The following is a 24,233-nucleotide window of genomic DNA, read 5'->3' on the forward strand; positions in this document are numbered from 1 at the left end:
ATGAACGTCCTTGACGAAGAGCGGCGCCATCTATCCCACCTGTTGGAAGCGCTGCAACGTTGCGCCTATTTTCTTGATTACTCAGAGCGCAAGATGGCCTGGCCCCTGCTCGGGGCTGACCTGGCGGCGAAGCGTAAGGATACCGAGTTGTTCGAAACGTTGGCGGCCATCAATGAGCGCTTTGCCAAGCTCCAGGATACCTTGGCGGTGGCCATGCGACACACGGCTCTATTGATGAGCGAAGAGTCGGACAGTTTCCTTAAGGTGCTGTCGTTTTTCGAAAAGCTGGGCGTGCTGGAGTCCTCGGAGGAATGGCAACAGAGCCGCATGGCGCGGAATATCGCAGCCCACGACTACGAAACCAATTACGAAGCCATCGCCGAGCATTTCAATACCCTGGAATCACTGAGTGGCATGTTATTCCGAACCGCCCGTAATCTTGTCGCGCGGGCCGAGGCGGATTTGGGGATCCAACCCGCCACCGGCGACTTCACCCGGGAGTTCGAGCGCCTTTTTGATTAACACGGGCACTCCGCTTCAGTCGCGATGGGGTGTGGCGTCAGACGTCGCCAAGCATGATCTCCCAGGCGTCCTGCAGCTCGCGGATGGCGCGCTCATCATGGAAGATCGCGCCGTTGTGTTCGCGCAGGGCGTCACGCCAGTACTGGCGCAGGGCCGGGTCGCCGGCGATGCTCACCGCCAGCTCCACATAGTGCTCCGGGTCCCGGGCGATCAGGCCGGTCAGGCCCATGCGCCGGTACAGGCCGCCGGTGAAGGCGCCGCGCAGCAGTGGCGAGGGCAGGGTGATCAGTGGCAATGCCATGCCCAGGGCGTCGAAGCTGGTGTTGGCGCCGCTGTAGTGGGGCGGGTCCAGGGCCACGTCCACCACGTCCAGCAGGCCCAGGTAGCGCTCTCGGCTCTGCCGTGGCAGCAGGGTGACGCGCTCCGCCAGAGCGCCCAGGCGTCGTTGCAGGCGCCGGCGCAGGGGCGCGGTCTCGGCGCCTTCCAGGCTGCCGATCAGCAGCACCCGGCCGCGCCGGTCGCGTTCCAGGATGGCCGCCGCCAGCGGGTCGAAATCCGGGTGGATCTTGCGCGGGTTCTGCGCGCACAGATACAGACGCTCGCCGTCCGCCAGGCCGAAGTCGGCCCGCGTCATGGGCCGCTCCGGCGGCATCGGCGGCTCGGCCCAGGTGAACATATTGCCGGGCATGGTGAGCAGGGTTTCCCGGTACAGGTCCTGAGCGTTGTCCGGCTCCGCCAGGTCCGAGGACAAAAAGAAATCCATGCCCGGGATGGCGCTGGTCAGCGGCCAGGCCCAACTGGTGTATTGCAGGGGCGCCGGCCGGAACCAGGGCAGGAAGTAGTTGAACGAGTCCGAGCCCACCTCCCAGTGGTAAAGCAGATCCAGCCGCGCCGCGCGCAGTTGCCCGGCGGCCTCATCCACCCGCGGGTTGAGCGCTAGCCAGTGGAGGCCATCGTCGCCCAGCGCCGCCCGGGTCCGGTGGAGGGCAGGGCGGGTCACCGCCACCACGATCTCGAAGCGTTGCCGGTCCAGGCGCGGCAGCACCTCCCGCACGCTGCGGATAAAAATACCCTCGTGCCCATGGTTGACTACGAAGCCGATGCGTCGGCGCTCGCCGCCGGAGCGCGGCGCCGGCGGCTCGAAGGCCGGCAGGCGCGGCGCCAGCAGGTCGGCGTGGGCGGTTTTCAGGGCGCGGTCGGCGCGGCCCTGGTACATCAGGGTGGGCGGCGGCTCGGCGCCACTCAGGTGCAGCAGGGCCGGGTCCAGCTGGCCGGGCCGTTCCCGCCAGCGCCCCAGGGTGGCGGCGTAATCGTCCCGCCAGGCGTCGATGGCGGCGTTGTCGTCGAACACCTCCGGGCGCAGCAGGTCCGCGTGCAGGGCATGCCACCAGTGAGCCGGGCGCAATCCGGCCACGCGCCGGTAGGCCGTGGCGGCCTCGTCCACGCGGCCCTGGCGTTCCAGGGCCACGGCCAGGTTGAGATGAGCATCCGGGTAGTCCGGGTTCAGCGCCAGGGCGTCGCGCAGCGGTGCCTCCGCCTCGCCGGGGCGCAGCAGCAGAATCAGGGCGCTGGCCAGGTTGTTGAGGGTGCGGGGTTGGCGTGCTGGCGGCAGGTGCTGAAGCGCGCGCCGGTAACTGGCCACGGCGTCCTCTTCGCGGCCGCTGTCGAGCAGGGCGTTGGCCTGGTTATACCAGCCGTCGCCATGGTCCGGCTGGCGGCGCAGCGCCTCGCGGTACACCGCCAGAGCATCCTCCAGGCGGCCAGCGCCGCGCAGGGCCAGGGCCAGGTTGAAGCGCGCCACGGGCAGATCCGGCAGCCGCGCCACCGCGTTTTCCAGCACCGTCACCGCCTCGTCGAAGCGGCCCAGCCGGCGCAGAATCTCCCCGTGGTTGATCACCGCCGCCGGCACCTTGGGGTAGCGCGCCGCCAGCGGCGCCAGCAACGCCAGGGCCTCCTCAAGCCGGCCGGCGCCGGCGTGGTCCAGGGCGCGTTTGAGAATGTGTTCCGGGTTTTCGTTCATGGGCGGCCACTATACCGTCATCCGCGATTCCGCCGCCTCCCGAACAACACCAGAGCGAGCAGCGCAAGCAAACCGGTGGAACCACCGCCACCACCACCGCCGCCGCCATCCCCGGGCGCGTCTTCCACGCTCAGGGTGCGTGCCCGCAGCGTGGAAGGGCCACCATCCTCCTGGGCGAACCACACCACCGTGGCGGTGCCATCGCCGAGCACCACCTCGGTGTTCAGGGAATGATCCACCGCTTCCGGAATGGTGGAGGTCGCCACCACCGCCGCGCCGTCGTCCAGGGGCGCGCCATCGCGGAACGCCATCACCCGGCTTTCGCCGCCGTTTTCGTCGGGCAGGGCCTGGCTCCAGCCCACCACCACCAGGCCGTCGCCGTCGGAGGCCAGGGACGGCCCGCCGGTATCCAGGCCGCCGGTTGGCACCGCCAGCGTCTCGCCGGGGGTGCCGTCGGCGGCCCAGTGCCGGCCCTGCATGGTCAGGGTTTTGACATGGTCCGGCCACACCTCCTGGGACCACATCGCCAGGAAGCCGCCGTCCTCATCGGCGGCCAGGGCCGGCTGCCTCTGGTCCAGGCTGAGGCCCGCTTCGCTACCATCATCCAGGCGGAACGGCTCGGCCTCCAAAGCGGTACCGTTGAGATTGAATCGGCGCCCCAGAACCACATCGCCGCCGGCCGACGAAACATACGCGGACCAGGCCGCCATCAGGGTATCGCCTTGCAGCGCCAGGGCCGGGGCTCCGTTCTGCGCCTCGCCGAGAACGAAGAAGTCGCCCATCGCCGTGCCGTCCGCGTTGAACGCCAGCGCCCGGTATTCCGGCGCCGCGTCTTCGTGGTACCAGGCCAGCAGGAAGCGGCCGTCCGCGTCCATGGTGACGGCGGGCAGGCATTGGTCGCCACTGCCGGCGTTCACGTAATTCTGCTCGTCGGTCAGCGAGCCGTCCCCGGCGATCCGCGAATAGGACACAGCAATACAGTCGTCGTTCAGCGCGAGGGACCAGGCCGCCACCAGATCGCCGTCGTCGTCGGCGGCCAGAGCCGGGTCGCGCACGTCGATGGAGGAGGCGTTGCCCGCGTCCAACGACATCACATCGCCGAGCAGGTCGCCGTCGGCCTCAAAGCGCCCCAGTTTGATGATCTCGTGGTCTTCGTCATCGGCCTCGTACCACAGCACCGCGAAGCGACCGCCTGGCAGGGCCGCCACCTCGAAGTCCTCGATCTGGTAGCCCTCCGGCGCGGCGTACAAATCCACCGTTGGAGCGGCGTCGTCGAGCAGCGAAGCGGCGCCCACCGGCGCGCACAAAACGGCGGAGCACACCGCCACGGCCAGCGGCGTGCGCTGGAAATTCAAGTAAGACACGGAAATTCACCCCCGGAGTAAGGTTGCAAAAACACGCTTACTCTAGAACCGCCCCCGCGCCGGCAGTACCCGACAAATGTCGGGTGCATTGTTACAGGACATCCTGCGGATACCGCAAGCCATGCTTTGTCGTCCGTGAACGGCGAGTAGGATGAAAAGGTATATCCTGGAATTGTTGTCAATTGACAACAAAAGGGGAGAGAGCGATCCTTTGCAAGGAGGCGATGTGAGCCGGAAAAAGCACCCCAAGCGTGTATTGGAGCTTTCTGTTCGTTACGCGGAGCAGCATGGATGGCGTGTCAGGCCCACGGGAAAGAGCGCCCATGCCTGGGGCATTCTTGAATGTCCGAATAACGATGCCGGCTGCCGATGCGGAAGATTTTGCCGTGTCAGTATTTGGTCGACGCCGGCTAATCCGGAAGCGCATGCCCGGGCTTTACGCAGGGCCGTGGATGGTTGTCTGTACAGGCGGTCAGGAGCAGATGATGACGATGTATGAGTTTCAGGTGCATTTCGAGTTGCCATTGGAGCAGCCGGATTCCGAACAATGGCTGGATGCTCTCTTCGAAGCGGGATGCGACGATGCGATCGTGGGCTTGGCTCGGCCCGGCTATTTATCGTTGGATTTCAGCCGCGAAGGTGAGCAAGCCATGACGGTCGTTCATTCCGCCGTGCGGGATGTACAAACCGCGATCCCGGGGGCGCATCCACAATCCGTCGGCCCTGATCTGCTCAACCTGTCAGGCATCGCCGAGTGGTTATCAGACAATCGCATTGCCATCACGCGACAAGCAATGCGCAAGTATGCGTCGGGGGAGTTGCGCCGCTCTCGTTCACGCTTTCCGGCGCCGAGAGTCTTTGATTCCGTGCCCCTATGGCATGCCCATGATGTTCTGGCATGGATGGAACAGAACGGAAAATTAGTGAAGGCCGATCAAGCGGCGGTGAAAACGATGCTCGATCTTACCGGGGTCAGTAAAGCCATCAATGCAGCTGCGGAATTCCTGAGATTGCGGGCAGGAGATCCGGTGTTGGCGGAGCAGGCCTGGAACATCATGGAAATTCAGACGGCGTTACGGGCTCATTCGGCGGAAGGTTGACGCCCCGGCGGTTGCCATTGGTGGGCGCCGACGCCGGGGGCAAGAATCCGGCGGTAAGCAGGGGCGGCAGGGCGGTGGTGATATCGCTGCTGCCGCCACTGGCTCGTGTACGGTTCCGGGCCGCGACGATGCTACCGGCGGGTCCGCCGCCCCGCCATCAGCAACATCAGGCCAAACATCCCGAGGAAGTTAGCGCCGCCTCCACCGCCACCGCCACCGCCCGCTGCCGGATTCGAAGCGGCCTCCGGCAGCGTCAGCGAGCGTGCCCGGATGCTGTACTCCAGATCGGCGTTCTGTTCGTACCATACGGCGGTGGCGGTGCGGCCGTTAAGCACCACCTCCGTGTTCGGCGAGTAAAAATAATCCCCCTGGGTATAGGACCCGACGGTAACGGCGTCATCGCCCAGGCGTTGACCGTTCTGGAAAGCCGTGACCCGGCTGAATCCATCGGCGTGGTCGAGACGTGCGCTCCAGCCCGCGAGGATCAAGCCTTGCTCATTGGTGGCCAGTGAAGGGGCAACCGCGTTGCCGCCCAGGGTTTCCATACCATCGCCGCCTATATTGTCATCGCTGAACACGAGCTCCGCGCGGGCGGTACCGTCGGCGGCCCAGCGCTGGCCGTGCTGGCTGTCCACGAGCTCATCGTTGAGGGCTCGCGTCTGGTGCCACATGCCCAGGAATCCGCCGGCGGGGTCCTGAACAAGTACCGGTGAGGTTTGAATCACGGCGTGGTCCGGGGCGCCGTTATCCAGGCGGAAATTCGCGTTGCCCAGGGCGGTGCCGTTCTGATTGTAACGGCGTGCCATTACCGGGTAGTCCGGCCCGACATCCGCGGTCCAGGCCACAGCCAGGGTGTCGTCCCGCAAGGCGAGAGCTAACCCTGGAAAGATGGCGAGCGCTGGCGCCACCTCGAAGGACGGGGCGATGGTGGAGCCGTCGGCATTGAACGTCTGGACCACGTACGCCGGAGAGTTGGTGGCTGATTCATGGCGCCAGCCGAATGCGTAGCGACCATCGTCGTCCATTGTGACCCGAACCTGGCAGTCACTTCCGGAGCCGGCATCATGGGACAGGGACTGTGGACTTGCGATGGTGTCGTCGGCGTCGACGCGAGTGTAGCCCAGAGTGCCGCAGCCGCCATCGTTGAAATCCCAGGCCACGACAAGGTCGCCGTCGTTGTCGGCGGCCACCACCGGGTTGTTTGGACCGCCGCTAGAGGACGGAGAACCGGACAACAGTTCCAGGACGTCGCCCTCGGCGTTGCCGTCGGCGTCAAAGCGAGCAAGCCGCACGTGGTAAAGGCTCGTGTCGCTGTCGTACTCGGACCAGACCAGCGCGAACAGGCCGTCGGGCAGGCCGGCCACGTCGAAGCCATTAATGCTGATGGCCTCGGTCGGGGCGTACAGCTCCACCATCGGCGAGGCGTCGTCGAGCAAGGAAGCGGCGCCTGCGGGCGTGGACAAAACGGCGGCGCCCACCGCCAGGGCCAGCGGCGTGCGTGAAAACACGGGCAGTGACATGAGAATCCCCCTCAGGATCAGTGTTGTTATGAGCGGGGGATGGTGGCAATAAATTGCACAGGTAGCGGTTAACCGGCGCACGGTTTTGGGGCGCCTTGGTGAGATCGCGACTGAAGCGGAACGCCGCCCGGCCGCTCCTACAACAGTAGATCGCGGTAGGAGCGGCTTCAGTCGCGATGGCCCGGCGAGCGCCGGGCCGGGAGGGGGTTACCGTCGAACGCGGCGGCGTAGGGCAAGCAGGCCCAGGCCGAGCAGGCTGAGCAGGCCGGTGGTGCCGCCACCGCCGCCACCGCCGGAGCCGCCGTCATCGGAGCCGCCGTCGTCACCGCCGCCACCTTGGGCGTCGGACACATTCAGCGAACGGGCTTCCAGGGTCTGCCCGTCGGCGCCGTACCAGGCCACCAGGGCGGCGGTGCCATTGAGGGCGACGCGGGGCGCGCCGTCGGTGCCCAGAGCGGCCAGGTCGGCGAACTCCCAGTCCAATTCACCCAGGCGCTGGCCGTTGGCGTCGAAGGCGATGGCCCCGGCCTCGGGTGCCTGGCCGGCGGGCTGGTAGCTCCATACCGCCACCATCTGGCCGGCCGCGTTGGTGGCCACGCCGGGCTTGCTGAAACCTTCCTCCGCCTCGGCGGCCAGCAGCAGAGCGTCACCGGCGCTGCCGTCGGCGGCCCAGCGCTGGGCGCGCAGGGAATAAGCCTCGCCCGCCTCGGCGTCCGGAGCATGCTGGCGCCAGGCGCCCACGAAGCCGCCTTCCCGATCCCGGGCAATGATGGCGCCGGATTGGATCACGCCGTCGCCGAAGTCGGCGTCGTTGTCCAGGGCCATATTGCTGTACTGGTCGCTGCTCAGGTTGATGGATGAGTTGCGCAACAACTGGGTCTGCCCGCCGTTGTGAAAGGCGATGGCCACGGCGCCTTCGCCCTGCAGGCTGGCATGGCCCAGCCGTACCCCGTTGGTGGAGGCGTAGCGGTAGACCTGGTCGCTGATCGGGGTGCCGTCCGCCATGTAGGGGCGCAGGCCCAGTTGCTCCATGGGCTGGCCGCTCACGACGCTGGTCCAGGTCACCAGGAAGTCGCCGTCATCGTCCATGGCCACGTCCAGGGCGCAGGCCCCCATGACGTAATTCTGGTAAGGCACCGCCGGCTCCGCCACGGCGTCGTCCGCGCTTACCCGGGTGAAATGCAGGCCACCGCCGCATTCCTCGGGGAACTGCGAGGTACTGCTGCTCTCCCAGCCCACCACCAGATTGCCGCTCTGGTCGGCGGCCACGGAGGGGCGGCCCATGCTGCGCGAGCTGGCCTGTTCATGGACCAGGAAGGCATCGTCCAGCGGCAGGCCTTCGTCGTCGTAGCGGCGGGCCATCAAGCGATCCTGGGCGCTGTCGTCGTGCTCGGCCCACACCGCCACGAAGCCGTCCGGCGTGGCGGCCAGGTCGAAGCCGGTGAAGGTAACACTGCCACTCAGAGCGCGCAGGGTGAGGGTATCGTCGGTGGCGCCGCCGGCCGGTGCCGCCAACACCAAGGAGACCGCCGCGGCCAGAGGCGCGCGCCGGAAGTAAGGCAAGGACATGAGAGTTCCCCGAAACAAACATATATCGTTGCGGGAGCCGCGATCCTTGCCCCCGCGCGAGGACAAGACGTTACCGTGAATCCGCCGATCGCGCGGTTAACCGGCGCACGCTTCCGGGGACCCCAGCATGCGCCGGATCAAAACGGTTACCTGGGCGAGCGCCTGATCCTCACTCATCTCCCCATGGGGGTTATACCAGTACGCCATGCGGTCGCACTGGCTGAGCACGGCCAGGGTCACCACCTTGGGGCTGACGGGACCGTCGTCGGGTACGTAGTCGCGTACCAGATCCTGCACCTGATGGCGGTAGCCCGCCATGCGCTCGCTAAAATGGCGAGCGGCGTCGTCGGGAAGGAACATGCGCGCGAACTGAGGGTCGATCAGGCGGTCGTTGGCGCGGGCGATGAGCCGGTGGCGCATCTTATAGCGCGCATGGCGGTCGATCACCGTGAAAAGGCGTGATCCCCGGGGCACCGCCTCAATCCCATCGAGAATATAGGAGAAAAAATCGTCCATCCCCAGATCGATGGCTCCGACCAGGAGCGCTTCCTTGGAGGGGTAATAGTTATAGAGCGTGGGCGCCTTGAGACCGACCCAACTGGCCAGTGTGCGCATGTTGAGATTCTCGTAGCCCCGCTCCGCGAACAGGGCGATGGCGGCCACCAGAATACGGCTTTGCATGGTGCCGCCGCCCGCGCGCCGGGAGACCTCTTCAAGATCCTTCTCGATGTTCTCGCCCAGGTAATGCGGGGTGCCGCTGTCCTCGGGCAGCCGCGCGCCGTTGCGCGAGCGTCGTGTCGTGGTTCGTGTCATGGCGCCATTCTTGGTGAATTCGTGGTAAAAATCCACGCTAGGCTGTTTTTCGCGGACGATGGCGGGAAAGCGATAGCAGTTCCCCCATGATGCCGCGCCGGAAGGTCAGCACACACAGCACGAACACGATCCCCATGATCATCATCACCGATTCTCCCAGGGTGGAGAACCAGGCGAAGCCGGTCAGGCTGGCCAAACCCGCTCCCAGGGCACCCATCTTGTTTTCCAGGGTAACCAGTGCCAGGGCGCCCACCACGGGGCCGGAAAGGGTGCCCAGCCCGCCCACCAGGGTCATCAGCAATGCGTGGCCGGAGGTCATCCAATGCACGTCGGAAAGCGTGACGAAACCCAGGCTGATCGCCTTGAGCGCGCCGGCCAGGCCGGTCAGCGCGGCGGACAGGGTAAACACGATCAGTTTGTAATGGTTCGGATGGTAGCCCAGCGACACCGCCCGGGGTTCATTGTCCTTGATCGCCTGCAGGGCCTGCCCGAATGGCGAGTACACCACGCGGGCGATAAACAAGAAGGCGGCCACCGAGATGACCAGCACCGTGTAGTACATGGTCAGATCGTCGTGCAGGTCAAGCAGTCCGAACAGCCGGCCCCGATCAATGCCCTGCAGCCCGTCCTCGCCCCCGGTCTGTGGTAACTGCACGCACAAAAAGTAGACCATCTGCGCCAACGCCAGGGTGATCATGGTGAAGTAGATACCCGAGCGACGGATTGATATGAAGCCCATCACCACGCCCAACAGCGCGCCGCTGCCGAGGCCGGCGAGCAACGCCAGCTCCGGGGAAAGCTGCCACATCTTGACCCCGTAGCCAGCCACGTAACCGCCCACCCCAAGAAAAGCCGCGTGGCCCAGGGAGGCCAGACCGGTGTAGCCAAGCAGTAGATGGAAGGCACAGGCAAACAGCGCATAGCACAGTAGCTTTGTGCCCAGCACCGGGTACAGGCCAGCCCACGGCGCCACCACCAAGGCGAACAACAACATCGCGTAACCGCAAGTGCGCAGGGAAGGGAAAGCGCTCATTCGCCACCTCCAAATAATCCGTTCGGGCGCACCATGAGCACCAGCACCATGACCAGGAACATCACCATCGAGGAAGCCTCCGGGTAGTACACCTTGGTCAACGCCTCCACCAGCCCCAGGCCGATGCCGGTAACCACGGTGCCGAGAATCGAGCCCATGCCGCCGATCACCACCACCGCGAATACGATTACGATCAGGGTTTGGCCGGTCAGCGCGGAAACCTGCATTACCGGCGCCGCGAGCACGCCGGCGAAAGCGGCCAGCGCCACCCCGAAGCCGAATGTCAGGCTCACCATCATTGGTACGTTGACGCCGAACGCCTCCACCAGGCTGGCGTTCTCAGTGGCGGCGCGCAGGTAGGCGCCAAGCCGGGTCCGTTCAATCATGAACCAGGTAGCGCCACACACCAGCAGGGAAGCGACAATCACCCACAACCGATAATTGGGCAGCATCAGGAAGCCGAGGTTGGTGACGCCGGCGATGGGCGGCGGGCCGTAGGGGCGCCCGGATACCCCATAAGCGGACCGTACCGCTCCTTCGATGATCAGCGTCAGCCCGAGGGTAAGCAGCAGACCGTAGAGATAATCCAGGTGGTAAACGCGGCGCAGAAACAACCGCTCCAGCAGGATACCGAACGCGCCGACGATCAACGGCGCCATAACCAGCATCACCCAGTAATTGATGTTGAAATAGTGTAGCCCGGCCCAACTCAGCAGGGCACCGAGCATGAACATGGCACCATGAGTGAAATTGATCACGTGCAACATGCCGAAGATTACCGCCAGCCCCAGGCTAAGCACGGCATAGAAGCAGCCATTCACCAGGCCGATCATCAGTTGCGCCATCAACGCCGTGATGGGCACGCCGAACAGGTCCATAGCGTTACCTTGTTATCGTTATCGGGTCAGACACTGAGCAGCCGGGAGACCCGGTCCGCCTGGTCCTCGAGTTGCACCGGCGTCAATGTCTCGATGATGCGCCCGTGCTCCATGAACAGAAGCCGGTCGCACAGCGCGGCGGCGAAATGAAAGTTCTGTTCCACCAGAAGAATGGTGTAGCCACGCGAACGCAGTGCCCGGATCGCCTCACCCAAGGTGTCCACGATCACCGGTGCCAGCCCTTCGGAGATTTCATCGAGCAATAACAGCTTTGCCCCGGTGCGCAGGATGCGTGCCAGCGCCAGCATCTGTTGCTCGCCGCCGGACAGTGCCTTGCCGGGGCTGTGTCGCCGCTCCGCCAGGTTGGGGAAAAGCTGGTAAATTTCGTCCAGAGACAACCCGGGCGAGCCGTTGTCGAACAGCGGCGGCAGTTTCAGGTTTTCCTCGCAGGACAGGCTGGCGAAGATGCCGCGTTCTTCCGGGCAATAGCCGATCCCGTGTCGTGCGATGCGGTAGGTGGGTTGGCCCAGGGTTTCCTCGCCGAACACCCGGATCGAACCCTGGCGGCGGCCGGTGAGCCCGAGAATGGCGCGCAAAGTCGTGGTGCGCCCGGCGCCGTTGCGTCCCAGCAGGGTTACCGCCTCACCGGGCAGCACCTGGAAGTCCACGCCTTGCAACACCAGGGACTCGCCGTACCAGGCGCGCACATTGTCCAATACCAAAGCCGGTGTGCCGCTCATGCCGCCGCGCCCCCTTGCCGTCCGCCGCCCAGATAGGCACGGGTGACCTCCTCGTTGCGGGACACCTGGTGGTAATCGCCGCTGGCAATCACCCGACCGCGCTGCAATACCGTCAGGGTATCGGCGATGCTCGCCACCACTTTCATGTTGTGCTCCACCATCAGCACGGTACGGCCCGCGGATACCGTCTTGATCAGCGAGGTGACACGCTCCACGTCCTCGTAGCCCATGCCCTGGGTGGGTTCGTCGAGCAGCATCAGCACCGGGTCCATGGCCAGAGTGGTTGCCAGTTCCAGGGCGCGTTTGCGCCCATAGGGCAGGGCGCCGGCGGCTTCGTCAGCCAGCGTCGCCAAGCCCACCTGGTCGAGCAGGGTCAACGCTTCCTCATTGAGCCGGTCGAGCACCCGCGCGCTACGCCAGAAATGAAACGAAACCCCCAGCTTGCGTTGCAGAGCCAGCCGCACGTTGTCGAGCACGCTGAGCCCGCCAAACACCGCCGAAATCTGAAACGAGCGCACCATGCCGCGCCGGGCCACCGCCTTGGCGGGAAGGTTGGATACCGGCTCGCCGTTGAAGTGGATTTCCCCGGCACTGGGTTCGATAAAGCGCGTCAAAAGGTTGAACAGGGTGGTCTTGCCGGCCCCGTTGGGGCCGATCAGTGCATGGATATGCCCGGATTGCACCGCCAGGTCCACGCCGTCCACTGCGGTGAAGCCCTTGAAGCTTTTGCGTAATCCCCGGGTCTCCAGAACCGGGGCGCTCATGCCCCGCCCCCGGTGACCAGCGAGCAGCGGGACTCGGACAATGGCTGGTAGGCCCGTTCGGCGGGGATGGTTTCCAGCCGGCGGTAGTAATCCCAGGGGCCGCTGGATTGAGCTGGCGTTTTCACCTGGTACAGATACACATCGTGGATCATCTGCCCGTCGGCGCGCACTCGTCCGTTACGCGCGAACATATCGTTGATCTCCCGGCCATGCAGATCGGCGAGCACTGCTTCGGCATTATCGCTGCCAAGGGTCTGCACGCTGGTCAGGTACTGGGTAATCGCCGAGTAGGTGGCGGCATTGAGCATGTTGGGCTTGTTGCCGGTCTTCTCCTGGAAACGGGCGCTCCAGGCTCGCGACGGCTCATCCTGGTCCCAATAGAAGCCCTCCACCAACAACATGCCCTGGGTGGTGGCCAGCCCCAGGGCGTGCACGTCGGTCATGCTCGCCGACAGGCCAACGATCTTCTGCTGCTGGTTGATGCCGAACTCATTGGCCACGCGGATCGCATTGTGCAGGTCGGCGCCGGCGTTGGCGATGCCGATCACCTGGGCACCGGAGCTTTGTGCCTGCAGCATGAAGGACGCGAAGTCCGAGGCGCCCATCGGATGGTGAAGCGAGCCCAGCACCTTACCCCCGGCACCCTCCACCGCCTTGGTGGCGTCGTATTCGATGGCCTTGCCCAGGGCGTAGTCCACCGTCACGAAGTACCAGGTCTTGTAACCCTGGTCGGTGAGGGTGCGCCCCAGGCTGTTGGCCAGGGAGTAGGTGTCCCAGGCGTAGAACACGGTATTGGGTGAGCACTGCTCATTATTGATCGCCGTCGAGCCGGAGCCGGTGACCATAAGCACCCGGTTCTTGTCCCGCGTCACCTCGGACACTGCCAGGGCCACCGCCGAATTGATCACATCGGTGATCATGTCCACGCCCTGGGTGTCATACCATTCTCGCGCGCGGCTGGCGGCCACGTCGGTTTTGTTCTGATGATCGGCGGTTACCAGCTCCACCTTGAAGTCCGGCTCATGGGCGGCGACGAAGTCATCCACGGCCATACGGGCCGCCGTGACCGCGCCTTCGCCACTGAGATCGGAGAAGATCCCGGACATATCCGACAGAACGCCGATCTTCACCGTGCCATCGGAAATTTCGGCCGCGCTGGCGCCGCTAGACAGCAGGACCAGCCCCAAAAGACCATGAAGAATTGAATTGCGCATGATGCTTCCTCGTTATTGTTGTGATGATGGTGTTAACCGACGGCGCGCACCGGGGCGCCGACCACTTTGGCGGCCCAGTCGCCAATGGCTTTCAGGGTGGTTTCCGTCTCCGGCAGGAACGGGAATAGTGGGTACACATGCACGGAGTCCCGTACCGGCAGCATGGTTACCTCCATGCCGGCTTCCCGCGCCCGGTCCAGCAGCCGTGTGCTGTCGCTGTACAGGGATTCTCCTTCCACCGCCGACAGGAACAGTGGCGGCAGGTCGCGCAAATCCCCGAACAATGGTGATACCAGAGGGTCGCGTGGCTCATGGGCCTGAAAATAGGACGCCGCCATCAAAGCCAGGGTGTCGCGGTTGGCGGCCGGGTCCTCACCAGCGAATTCCTTGATGCTCGGGCCGGACAGCGTCAGGTCGGTGAACGGGCAGATCGCCACGATCCCCGCCGGCAGCGGATCGCCAGCCATCTTCAACGCCAGCGCCAGGGCCAGCGCCAGGCCGCCACCGGAGGATTCGCCGCTCACGATCAACCGTGACGGCGCCACCCCGGCGCGGACCAACCCGCGGTAGGCATCCATGGCGTCGTCCAGCGCGGCCGGGTAGGGCGCCTCCGGTGCCAGCCGGTAGTCCACCGTCAGGCATTCACCGCCCACCGCCTGGGCCAGCCGTCCCGCGTATTCCAGGGAGCTCCGGGCCGAGCCGAGCATGTAGCCGCCGCCGTGGAAGTGCAGCACCACGGGACCTTCTTCGCTTGCCGCCGTGTTCGCGTCGCGCACCCGGAATGCCGGTACGCCGCCCAGCTCAGCCTCTTCCACCCGGGTGCTTTCCGGCACCGGGAAATGAGTGGTCAGGAAGCGGTCGTAACCCTCGCGCATGCCGTCATGGCCGCGCGCCACATCCTCCGCGGTAAATGCCCCTTTCCAAAGATCGAAGGCGCGCTGGCTCTCCGCCCGTGCCATGCGCTTGGCTTCACGGGTGGCGGACAATCCCAACACCTCGCCGGCCGGGCGCTCGACCTCCTCAAGCACGTTGTACTCCCACACGAACGACCAGGTCGCTTCCGCCATCGGATCAATGTGCTGCATGCCTTTCCAGCGTCCGTTCCGGGCCTTGATCCGTTCCGGGTCGGACTCATGCACCATCTTCACCATCGCCCGCGCGCCGGACTGAACCCGGGTGGTACGCGGGCGGCGCCGCTGCTCGTATTCCCGCAGCCCGGCGAGCGGATCATCACGATGGCGCTCCAGCATGGTGGCCAGCACCCAGGCATCCTCCATGCCCTGGCAGGCGCCCTGCGCCAGGAACGGCACCATCGGATGGGCGGCATCCCCCATCAGGCTTACCCGCCCCTCGGTCCAGCGATCAATCGGGTCGCGGTAGAACATGCCAGTGATAAAGGCGCTGTCGATCTGGTCCATCATCGCTTGGGCGCGCGGTTCCAGGTCCGAGAACGAAGCCCGCAACTCATCGATGTCGCCGCTTTCCGTCCAGGATTCCCGGTGCACCTCTCCGGACGGTACCGAAGCCAGAATGCTGTAAAGCTTGCCGGGCCGGATCCAGTAAGTGATCAGAGTGCGCCCGGGGCCGAACCAGTAGTTACCCCGCTCCGGCAGATCAATGCCTTCCAGCTTCTCGGCGGGAATCAGTGCCCGCCACATCAGGATGTTGGAAAACTGGACGTCGTCGTCGCCAAACAACTGCTGGCGGATCACGGAATGAATGCCGTCGGCGCCGATCAGCACATCGCCACGCAGGGTCTCGCCATCTTCCAACCGCACGGTGACGCCGCCCTCGTCCTGCTCGAACCCGGCGCAGCGGCTGCCCAGGCGAAGCCGTTCAGAGGGCAGGGCGTTGGCCAGTATCTCGATGAGATCGGCGCGATGGACGTTGTACAGCGGTGCGCCCCAGCGACGTGTACCCGCGTCACCCAGAGGGGCCACCCAAAGCAGCTTGCCGTTACCGATATCACGCATATCGAACGATCCCGGCACCACCGAGATGTCCGCCACGGCCTTCTCAAGCCCCAGTTCCCGCAGCACCACCGAGCCATTGGCGGCAATCTGAATACCCGCGCCAATCTCGGTGAGGCGGGGTGCCTGCTCGATGATGGTCGCGTCGATGCCCTTGTGGCGCAGGGCGATGGCGGCGGTCAAACCGGCGATGCCGGCACCCACGATCAGGACGTGCATGGTGCGTCTCCCTTGTTGTTGTCCTTATCAATTCGCTACGAACGAATGTTCGTACGTGCCTCGGGGAGTGTTGATCCAACGGTCTGAAAGTGTCAATAGAATTTGTGCGACCGGATAGTCACACAAAAAAAAGCGCCGGTGGGGACCGGCGCTGGGAATCCGAAGTCACAACCCGAGTTCCCCCCAAGGGTGTGATTCGGTGGCTTAGCGGATTTGCACTATTGCAGCCCTGGCAGTGTGACGCCATTCGCAATTTTCATTGTTTTCTGTCCCCTTTTTAAGAAAAAGGAATGAGAGCGAGGGCGAATTTGTTCCACATTATGGGACTCGGGGGGTTTTTAGCCCGTTATCGGGCGTTCTCCCTAGGGCTTGTTCTCAGCTCATGCCAACCCGGGTTACCGGTCCAGAATTCGCTCCCCGCGCCAATCGGCAAAAACCACCCCGAAACGGCGAAAAGCCCGCCTTTAAAACCGCCGAATAGAGAAAAAAGCATTAGGTTAAAATAAGAGTTTAAGCCGACCTTCGTCTCCCCTGAATGGGGGCTGCCAAAAGGTCAACGTCTGTGTTTTCATGCACTTAGCGGCCCGCCGGTTATCATGGCGTTACCATTGAAGAGTATTCATATGTGATATTGATCACATAAACAAAGTGCACTAGCATCGAGGCATCTTTTACGGGGGGCCGTAAAACAATGTTTACACATTTGAACGTGGATACGGGAGAATTCGCGAACCGTTCGCGTTATTCTTTCACGGTCACTTCACGGTCATGAATCATCGCCAAGATGGCGTCCTGCCATCGTTCCCGGCATGGCTCGTGAACGGCATAAAGGAACCGCCTGGTGAGACACCCGGGCAGCCACCCAACTATGGAAGTAGGGTATGAATGACTCAGCCTGGTACGTGGTGCAGTGCCGCGCCAACCAGAATTTCCGCGCCCAGGAAAACCTGGAAAACCAAGGCTTCACCTGCTTCCAGCCCCGGCTCCGCGTGGAAAAACTCCACGCCGGCCGCCGCACCCACCGCACCGAACCCCTGTTTCCCGGTTATCTGTTCATCCGCTTCGAGGAATACGGCCCCAGCTGGCACACCGTGCGCTCCACGCGCGGCGTCAACAAGCTGGTGGCGTTCGGCGAGCGGCCGGCGCGGGTGCCCGGCAAGGTGGTGGATGCATTAATGCAAAACAGCCGGGCCCGGGAGCAGGGCAGCGACGCCGAGCCGGCGATCCGTCCCGGCGACCGGTTGCGCATCGAGCGCGGCCCCTTCGCCAACCTGGAAGCCACCTTCCACGGTTACAAAGGCGAAGAGAGAGCCATCGTTCTGCTGGACATGCTGCACAAGCAGCACCGGCTCAACCTGGCCCTCAAGGACGTGCGGCCCCTGGCGGCGCACGCCTGACAACCGGCGCGGCCGCTGCCGCGCCCACGGATGGATCACCGTTCTCGGGGAACAGACGGCAAACCCCGTGGCGGTAGCGTGCCCGAACGGCGGGGGGCTGCTATGCTCTCGCGCCAGAGTCATATTGGGGAACGAAAGGAATGCGCATTACCGTATTCGGCACCGGCTACGTGGGCCTGGTGACCGGAACCTGCCTGGCGGACGCCGGCCACGACGTACTCTGCGTGGACGTGGACCCGGCCAAGGTGGAAGCCCTCAAGCAGGGCCAGGTGCCCATCCATGAGCCCGGCCTGGCGCCCATGGTGGCCCGCAACCTCCGCGAAGGCCGCCTGAACTTCACCACCGATGCCGAAGCCGGCGTCGCTTTCGGTGGCCTGCAGTTCATCGCCGTGGGCACGCCTCCGGACGAGGACGGCTCCGCGGATCTGCGCTATGTGCTTACCGTGGCCGCCACCATCGGCCGTCACCTGGACGGCTACAAACTGGTGATCAACAAGTCCACCGTGCCCGTGGGTACCGTGGACAAGGTGCGCGCGACCATCGCCGCCGAGCTTGAGCAACGGGGCCGGGACACCGAATTCGACGTCTGCTCCAACCCGGAATTCCTCAAGGAAGGCGCCGCCATCGAGGACTTCACCCGGGGCGCGCGCATCGTGGTGGGCACCGACTCACCCCGGGTCCGCGAACTGATGCGCGAATGCTACGGCCCCTATAACTGGAATCACGACAAGCTGATCTTCATGGACCCGCGCTCCGCGGAGCTCACCAAATACGCCGCCAACGCCATGCTGGCCACCAAGATCAGCTTCATGAACGAAATGGCCAACCTGGCCGAACGGCTCGATGCCGACATCGAACACGTGCGCCTGGGCATCGGCTCCGACCCGCGCATCGGTTACCACTTTATCTACCCGGGCTGCGGCTACGGCGGCTCCTGCTTCCCCAAGGATGTACAGGCCCTGGCCCGCACCGCCCGGGACGTGGGCTACGACGCCCACATCCTGGCCGCCGTGGACGCCGTCAACCAGCGCCAGAAAACGACCCTCTACGACAAGCTGGCCGCCGCTTTCGACGGCGACCTGGCCGGTCGCACCGTGGCCGTATGGGGCCTGGCTTTCAAGCCCAACACCGACGACATGCGCGAAGCCCCCAGCCGGGTGCTCATGGAAGCGGTATGGGCCGCCGGTGGTAAGGTGCGCGCCTACGACCCGGAAGCCGGCCGCGAATGCCGCCGCCTTTATGGCGACCGCGACGACCTGGAGATCGTGGCGCACCGCCATGATGCCCTCGACGGCGCCGACGCCCTGGTGATCTGCACCGAATGGAAGGAATTCCGGGTGGCGGATTTCGCCACCATCAAGAAATTGCTTATCACGCCGATACTGGTGGACGGGCGCAACCTGTACGAGCCCAAGGCGGCCCGCGAAGCCGGTCTGCTCTATTACGCCATTGGCCGTGGCGAGCGCCCGGGCGCGGCACTGTGTCGCAATTCGGTAACCGGCGTGTAAAATGCGTCGTTTTGCAGTACCCGAACCGCTAAATTGAACACGCCGCCGTCCCCGGCCGCGAACGCACAAAACGCAAAAAAGGAACAGACAGCGCAGTGCCTACACCCCCCAAGACACTGAAGCACCTGGCCCTGGTCACCCTGTTGAGCCTGGCCGCCGTTCTGTCGCTGGCAGCCAAGGCCACCGCCGCCCCCTGGGTGGAAACCGGCGACCTGCGCGCCCGCCACCACATCGAGGCGCTCTCCGCCCTGGGCTGCTTCGAAGGGCTCACGCTCACCTGGCCGGTGAACTGGTCCGCCGTGGCCCGTGGCCTCAACGGCGCCAGCGAAGCCTGCCAGGCCAGCGACCACGCCGCCTGGCTGCGCGCCCGGCTGGACCGCGCCAAAAACCAGGGCCGCACCGCCACGGTGAGCCTGGGCGGCGCCAACGACGAGCCCCTGTTCCGCCACTACGGCGAGCAGCCCCGTGGCGAGGCCGAGGCCTCGGCGGCGGTGACCGTCACCGGCCGGCGCTTCGCCGCCCGCGTGCGTGCCCAATACGTGGACAACGACCGCGAAGACCGGGAAGCCCGCCTGGACGGCAGCTACGTGGCCGGCCGCTTCGGCAACTGGCAGCTCGGCGCCGGCGCCATCGACCGCTGGTGGGGCCCCGGTTGGCAAAGCTCCCTGGCCTGGTCCAACAACGCCCGCCCGGTGGGCGGCGTCTGGTTCGCCCGGCAAACCCCCTACGCGCCGGAGTCCCGCTGGCTGTCCTGGATCGGCCCCTGGGACCTGCAAGGCTTCATTGGCCAGTTGGAACAGGACCGCGCCGTGCCCGACACCAAGCTGGTGGGCGGCCGCTTTACCTTCCGCCCGGCGGGCTTTCTGCAGATCGGCCTGACCCGACTGTTCCAGTGGGGCGGCGAGGGCCGCCCGGAAAGCTGGGACTCCTTCGGCGATGCCCTGGCCGGTAAGGACAATGGCCAGACCTCCGGCTTCGCCGATGGCCAGGACCCCAGCAACCAGGTGGCCGGCCTGGACTTCCGCGCCAGTTTTCCGGTGTTCGGCGTGCCCACCGGCCTGTATGGTCAGGCCATGGGCGAGGACGAAGCCGGCGGCCTGCCGTCCAAGTTCTCCACCCAACTCGGCGTGGACGTGCTCACCGGCCTGGGGGAGGGCAGCCAGCGCTTCTTCCTGGAAGGCAGCGACACCGTGGCCGGCCGCACCTTCAGCGACGCCCGCTACAACACCGCCTATGAACACGGCACTTACAAAAGCGGCTTCCGCTATTACGGCCGCAACCTGGCCACCACCTACGAAGGCGACGCCCGCACGCTGACCCTGGGCGGCCAGCAGTTTTTCCGCAACGGGGTGGTGATGACCGCCTCCGTCACCGCCGCCACCCTCAACGCCAAGGGCGGCAAGCGAGCGGAAATCGCCGACGGCGGCGCCGAGATCCTGCAGGCCAGCGACGAACAGGACGTGGTGGTCACCGAGCTGCGCCTGGAACACGGTTTGCTGGGTGGCCGCATGAGCTGGTCCGTGGCCGCCTCCGACGACACCATCGACACCTTCGATGGTGAACGAGAACAAGTGACCGCCATGGCGCGGTGGCAACGCACCTTCGCCTGGTAACCAACAGAGTCAGTTCCCGATCTATGAAAACAATCAAACTGCCCATTGCCCTCGCCGGGCTCATTGCCCTCAGTGGCTGCGCCTTCGCCCCGGGGCCGCACTACTCCAACTCCCCGGGCTGGTTCAGCGAGGATGAAGGCGCCGACGCGGCGGCCCTGCCCGACGTGGTGGAAGTACACCAGATCAGCACCGCGGTGCTCACCAACCCGGCGCAACAGTCCCGCCAGGCGCCGGACCCCACCCTGATGCAGGAGCCGGACAAGTACGATTACGAAGTGGGCCCCGGCGACGTACTGCAGATCACCATCTGGGACCATCCGGAACTGACCATCCCCGCCGGCTCCATGCGCAGCGCCCAGGAAGCCGGCAACTGGGTGCACAACGACGGCACCATCTTTTACCCCTACGTGGGCAAGATCCAGGTGGCCGGCATGCGCGTCACCGAGATCCGCGATGTAATCGCCGACCGCATCGCCGAATACATCGAGAACCCCCAGGTGGATGTCTCCGTGGCCGCCTTCCGCAGCCAGCGCCTGTACGTCACCGGCGCGGTCACCCAGCCGGGTGCCTTCCCGGTGACCAATGTGCCCACCCGCTTGCTGGACGCGGTGAACGCCGCCGGCGGCCTCAGTGAGCAGGCCAACTGGAGCAACGTCACCCTGAGCCGGGACGGCAAGGAATACACCCTGAGCCTGCGCGCCATCTACGAAAGCGGCGACAAGAGCCAGAACGTGCTGCTCAAGCCCGGCGACGTGGTGCACGTGGCCCGCAACGACGACAACAAGGTGTTCGTGCTGGGCGAGGTGATGGAGCCCCAGCCCATCCCCATGACGCGCACCGGCCTGAGCCTGGCCGAGGCGCTCTCCGCCAGCGGCGGCTTCATGAAGCAAACCGCCGACGCCTCCGGCATCTTCGTGATGCGCCGGGCGCCGGAGGGCAGCGGGCATCTGATCGATGTCTACCAGCTCAATGCCAAGAACGCCGCAGCCCTGGTGCTGGCGGACAACTTCCCGCTCAATCAACGTGACATCGTGTACGTGACCACAGCGCCCATCGCGCGTTGGAACCGCGTGATCCAGAACATTCTCCCGACGGCACAAACGATCTATTTTGGCGCCCTGGCGGAGGATCGGATCAGAGACCAGGATCGCTAATGTTTGAAAGAATCCTGGTGGTCTGCGACGGCAACATCTGCCGCAGCCCCACCGTGGCGGCCATGCTTCAGGCCGCCCGGCCGGAAAAAACCGTGGAATCCGCCGGCCTGGTGGGCCTGGAAGGCCACGACATGGACGCCACCGCCCGCGAGGTGGCCCAGGCCAACGGCCTGACGTGCCCACCCCACAAGGCGCGCAAGCTGGAGAGCCTGCACTGCCGCGAAGCGGAGCTGATCCTGGTGATGGAGGCCCGGCAACGGGACCGCATCATCCAGCGGTTCCCGGAAGCCAGCGGCAAAACCTTCCTGCTCAGCCATTGGAACGGCGGGCAGGACATCCCCGACCCCTACCGACGGGGCAGGGAAGTGTTCGAGCGGATTTATCCGATGATGAGCCAGGCCGTGGAAGGCTGGCTGCGGAAAGTATAATGACGAGGAAAAGCAGGGTATGAGTGACCAGCAAGGCACTAATAAGCGGCTCAACGTAATGGATGACGAGATTGATCTGCAGCGTCTTTTCGCTCTGTTGGTGGACAATGTTTGGTTGATTCTGGGCACGACTCTGCTCGCGTTATTTTTGGGGCTGATTTATGCGTATGTAGCTACGCCTATCTACAAGGCTGATTCCTTGCTGCAGGTAGAGAAGAAACAAGCTGGGTTACCCGGTTTCGAAGAACTCAGTGAAATGTTCGCTGAGGAATCTTCCTCGCAGGCAGAAATTCAGATTATTCGTTCGCGTTTGGTATTGGGGCAGGTTGTAGACCAATTCAATATGATTGTTGAGGTCACCCCTGATCGTTTACCTCTAGTCGGCCGGCTCGGCCAGCCTGAGGCTGCGCCGGAATTTGCGCCCCAACCTTTGTTTGCAGGCTACCGAGATAGTGAAACCTTCATTACAGTAGAAAGCTTTAATGTCCCAAAAAAATGGCAGGGTAAACCCTTCACACTTAAAGCGACGGAGAACGGCGAAGCTGCTCTCTATCATGAAGGTGACCTCGTTGCTCGCGGAGCACCCGAACAACCGCTGGTAAGCGAAGATGGTCGAGTTCGGCTTGTGCTTGGCCAGTGGCAGCTTGGCAAGGAAGCACTCATCGTGGTTCGCCAGAATCGGCTTACCGCGATCAACAACCTGCGTGCTCGCTTGAGTGTGGCCGAGCAAGGGCGGGATACGGGGATTATCAACCTTAGTCTGACAGGCCCGAGCCCAGAGCGTATTCGTAAGGTCCTGGATGCCGTGGCCCAGACTTACCAGACGCAGAACATCCAGCGCAATGCCGCCGAGGCTGAGAAAAGCCTGGAGTTTTTGGACGAGCAGTTACCGGAAATCAAAGAAAAGCTTACTACTGCGGAAGAGCAACTCAACAAGTACAGGCTAAAAAGTGAGTCCGTGGACCTGAGCCTGGAAACCCAGTCGGTTCTTGAGCGGTTGGTAGGCATTGAAGCCAAACTGAATGAACTGAAGATTAAAGAGAGCGAGATTTCAGCTCGCTTTACTCAATCCCACCCGGCCTACCGCACGTTGCTCCAACAACGACAATCTTTGCTGCAGGAAAAGAAACAAATCGAATCGCAGATTAAAAACCTTCCGGAGACCCAGCAGGAAGTGCTGCGTATGATGCGTGATGTGGAGGTCAATCAGCAGATTTATGTGGGCTTGCTCAATAAGGTCCAAGAACTACGTATTATGAAAGCCAGTACGGTAGGTAATGTCCGCATCATTGATGACGCTCTTGTACAGCCAGAGCCGGTAAAACCCAAGACCGGGCTTCTTGCTGCGCTTTCGGCGCTACTCGGGTTGATGGGGGCCGTAGGTTACGTACTTCTACATGCGGCGTTGCATCGCGGCATTCAAAGCCCGGATCAACTTGAGGAGCAGGGCATCCCAGTATACGCGGCGATCCCACTTTCAGAGCATCAGCAGAAGCTTGATCGTTTGGTGGCTCTGATGCGTCGTCGCCGACGTGGGCGACATGAGGCCATACCGCTCCTGGCAGTGGATGATCCGGCGGACCTCGCCGTGGAAGCACTGCGAAGTCTGCGAACGAGCCTCCACTTCGCCATGCTGGAAGCGGAAAACAAAATTATGATGATTTCCGGCCCCAGTCCGCAGGTGGGTAAGTCCTTTGTCAGTGCGAACCTGGCAGCCGTGTTGGCACAGGTGGGGCAGAAGGTCATCGTGGTGGACGCGGACATGCGCAAGGGCCACTTACACCGCTACTTTGATAACCAAAACGATCGGGGGCTCTCCGACTGGTTGGCTGGGCAGGCCGACGAAAACCAGATTATCTATAACACCAAGGTTGAGAATCTGCACTTCATCCCGCGAGGGCAGGTGCCGCCCAACCCTGCGGAACTGCTTATGCATCCACGTTTCAAAGAACTTATGGAGCATCTTTCCGGGCAATATGACTTGGTACTGGTGGATACTCCACCGATTTTGGCCGTTACCGACGCCGCTATTATTGGGCAGCTTGCCGGTACCAGCTTGATCGTCACCCGCTTCGGCCAGAATTCTGTTAAAGAAGTGGATGTAACGTTCAACCGTTTCGAGCAGAACAAGGTTGAAATCAAAGGAGCTATCCTCAACTGCATCGAAAGGCGAGCCAGCAACGAGTACGGCTACTACAACTACAAATACGAAAGCACTAGCTAAGGTCTGTGCCACCCGTGTGCTTAAGCGCACGGGTGGCACATCCGTACATCTCCGTTCGACACGCACATCAATATCCCGCCTGGAAAACCAAACAGGAGCGGCTTCAGCCGCGATCAAAGCCATACAATTATTTCTGCAATTATCCATGCATCCAAATGGCGATTCTGTCGCCGTGAACGACGA

19 protein-coding genes are annotated in these 24,233 nt (G+C 63.8%); 8 read left to right on the plus strand and 11 right to left on the minus strand.

The window, feature by feature from the left end:
* A complete protein-coding gene (locus tag JF515_RS02900) occupies positions 1-522 on the plus strand; it encodes a hypothetical protein (RefSeq protein ID WP_238400807.1) in 522 nt (173 codons plus the stop codon).
* A gap of 37 nt (positions 523-559) precedes the next feature.
* On the opposite strand, the gene JF515_RS02905 is transcribed toward JF515_RS02900, so the two are convergent.
* Positions 560-2,542: a tetratricopeptide repeat protein gene (locus tag JF515_RS02905; protein WP_203100848.1), complete on the minus strand. Its 1,983-nt coding sequence runs from the start codon at positions 2,540-2,542 to the stop codon at positions 560-562.
* Between the two features lie 17 nt (positions 2,543-2,559).
* Complete coding sequence (locus JF515_RS02910; protein ID WP_203100850.1) at positions 2,560-3,906, minus strand: GlyGly-CTERM sorting domain-containing protein; 1,347 nt, start codon at positions 3,904-3,906, stop codon at positions 2,560-2,562.
* A gap of 323 nt (positions 3,907-4,229) precedes the next feature.
* On the opposite strand from JF515_RS02910, the gene JF515_RS02915 reads away from it, so the two are divergent.
* Entirely contained in the window at positions 4,230-5,006 is a 777-nt protein-coding gene (locus JF515_RS02915) for a hypothetical protein (protein WP_203100852.1), read from the plus strand.
* Between the two features lie 131 nt (positions 5,007-5,137).
* Here JF515_RS02915 and JF515_RS02920 read toward each other — a convergent pair whose 3' ends face one another.
* The 9 genes from JF515_RS02920 to JF515_RS02960 form a co-directional block, all read right to left on the minus strand.
* Positions 5,138-6,526, minus strand: coding sequence for a hypothetical protein (locus tag JF515_RS02920; RefSeq protein WP_203100854.1), 1,389 nt, complete (start codon positions 6,524-6,526; stop codon positions 5,138-5,140).
* A gap of 207 nt (positions 6,527-6,733) precedes the next feature.
* On the minus strand, positions 6,734-8,095 hold the full coding sequence (locus tag JF515_RS02925) for a GlyGly-CTERM sorting domain-containing protein (RefSeq protein ID WP_203100856.1): 1,362 nt from the start codon (positions 8,093-8,095) through the stop codon (positions 6,734-6,736).
* 96 nt (positions 8,096-8,191) lie between these two features.
* Positions 8,192-8,908, minus strand: a complete 717-nt coding sequence (locus JF515_RS02930; RefSeq protein ID WP_203100859.1) for a TetR/AcrR family transcriptional regulator — start codon at positions 8,906-8,908, stop codon at positions 8,192-8,194.
* 37 nt (positions 8,909-8,945) lie between these two features.
* Positions 8,946-9,941 (minus strand): branched-chain amino acid ABC transporter permease, encoded by a 996-nt coding sequence (locus JF515_RS02935; RefSeq protein WP_203100861.1) that lies wholly within the window; start codon positions 9,939-9,941, stop codon positions 8,946-8,948.
* On the minus strand, positions 9,938-10,819 hold the full coding sequence (locus tag JF515_RS02940) for a branched-chain amino acid ABC transporter permease (RefSeq protein ID WP_203100863.1): 882 nt from the start codon (positions 10,817-10,819) through the stop codon (positions 9,938-9,940). The genes JF515_RS02935 and JF515_RS02940 overlap by 4 nt, the downstream gene beginning before the upstream one ends.
* 26 nt (positions 10,820-10,845) lie before the next feature.
* On the minus strand, positions 10,846-11,559 hold the full coding sequence (locus JF515_RS02945) for an ABC transporter ATP-binding protein (protein WP_203100865.1): 714 nt from the start codon (positions 11,557-11,559) through the stop codon (positions 10,846-10,848).
* A complete protein-coding gene (locus JF515_RS02950; protein WP_203100867.1) occupies positions 11,556-12,323 on the minus strand; it encodes an ABC transporter ATP-binding protein in 768 nt (255 codons plus the stop codon). The genes JF515_RS02945 and JF515_RS02950 overlap by 4 nt, the downstream gene beginning before the upstream one ends.
* Positions 12,320-13,537 carry an ABC transporter substrate-binding protein gene (locus tag JF515_RS02955; protein WP_203100870.1) on the minus strand — a complete coding sequence of 406 codons (1,218 nt, stop codon included), beginning with the start codon at positions 13,535-13,537 and terminating at the stop codon, positions 12,320-12,322. Before JF515_RS02955 ends, JF515_RS02950 begins: the two co-directional genes overlap by 4 nt.
* Positions 13,538-13,569: 32 nt before the next feature.
* Complete coding sequence (locus JF515_RS02960) at positions 13,570-15,726, minus strand: alpha/beta hydrolase fold domain-containing protein (RefSeq protein WP_203100872.1); 2,157 nt, start codon at positions 15,724-15,726, stop codon at positions 13,570-13,572.
* An 881-nt stretch (positions 15,727-16,607) separates the two neighbouring features.
* Between JF515_RS02960 and rfaH the strand changes: the two genes are divergently transcribed.
* The 6 genes from rfaH (at position 16,608) to JF515_RS02990 (ending at position 24,050) form a co-directional block, all read left to right on the plus strand.
* Entirely contained in the window at positions 16,608-17,123 is a 516-nt protein-coding gene (gene rfaH / locus JF515_RS02965; protein ID WP_203100874.1) for a transcription/translation regulatory transformer protein RfaH, read from the plus strand.
* Positions 17,124-17,263: 140 nt separating this feature from the next.
* On the plus strand, positions 17,264-18,631 hold the full coding sequence (locus JF515_RS02970; RefSeq protein WP_203100876.1) for a UDP-glucose dehydrogenase family protein: 1,368 nt from the start codon (positions 17,264-17,266) through the stop codon (positions 18,629-18,631).
* A gap of 95 nt (positions 18,632-18,726) precedes the next feature.
* A complete protein-coding gene (locus JF515_RS02975; RefSeq protein WP_338015161.1) occupies positions 18,727-20,244 on the plus strand; it encodes a capsule assembly Wzi family protein in 1,518 nt (505 codons plus the stop codon).
* A gap of 23 nt (positions 20,245-20,267) precedes the next feature.
* Positions 20,268-21,398, plus strand: a complete 1,131-nt coding sequence (locus JF515_RS02980; protein WP_203100878.1) for a polysaccharide export protein — start codon at positions 20,268-20,270, stop codon at positions 21,396-21,398.
* Positions 21,398-21,826 carry a low molecular weight protein-tyrosine-phosphatase gene (locus JF515_RS02985; protein WP_203100880.1) on the plus strand — a complete coding sequence of 143 codons (429 nt, stop codon included), beginning with the start codon at positions 21,398-21,400 and terminating at the stop codon, positions 21,824-21,826. The genes JF515_RS02980 and JF515_RS02985 overlap by 1 nt, the downstream gene beginning before the upstream one ends.
* Positions 21,827-21,845: 19 nt before the next feature.
* Positions 21,846-24,050 (plus strand): polysaccharide biosynthesis tyrosine autokinase, encoded by a 2,205-nt coding sequence (locus JF515_RS02990; protein WP_238400808.1) that lies wholly within the window; start codon positions 21,846-21,848, stop codon positions 24,048-24,050.
* The last annotated feature ends 183 nt before the right edge of the window (positions 24,051-24,233 follow it).

The organism is Alloalcanivorax marinus (assembly GCF_016785095.1).
Taxonomy (GTDB): Bacteria; Pseudomonadota; Gammaproteobacteria; order Pseudomonadales; family Alcanivoracaceae; genus Alloalcanivorax; species Alloalcanivorax marinus_A.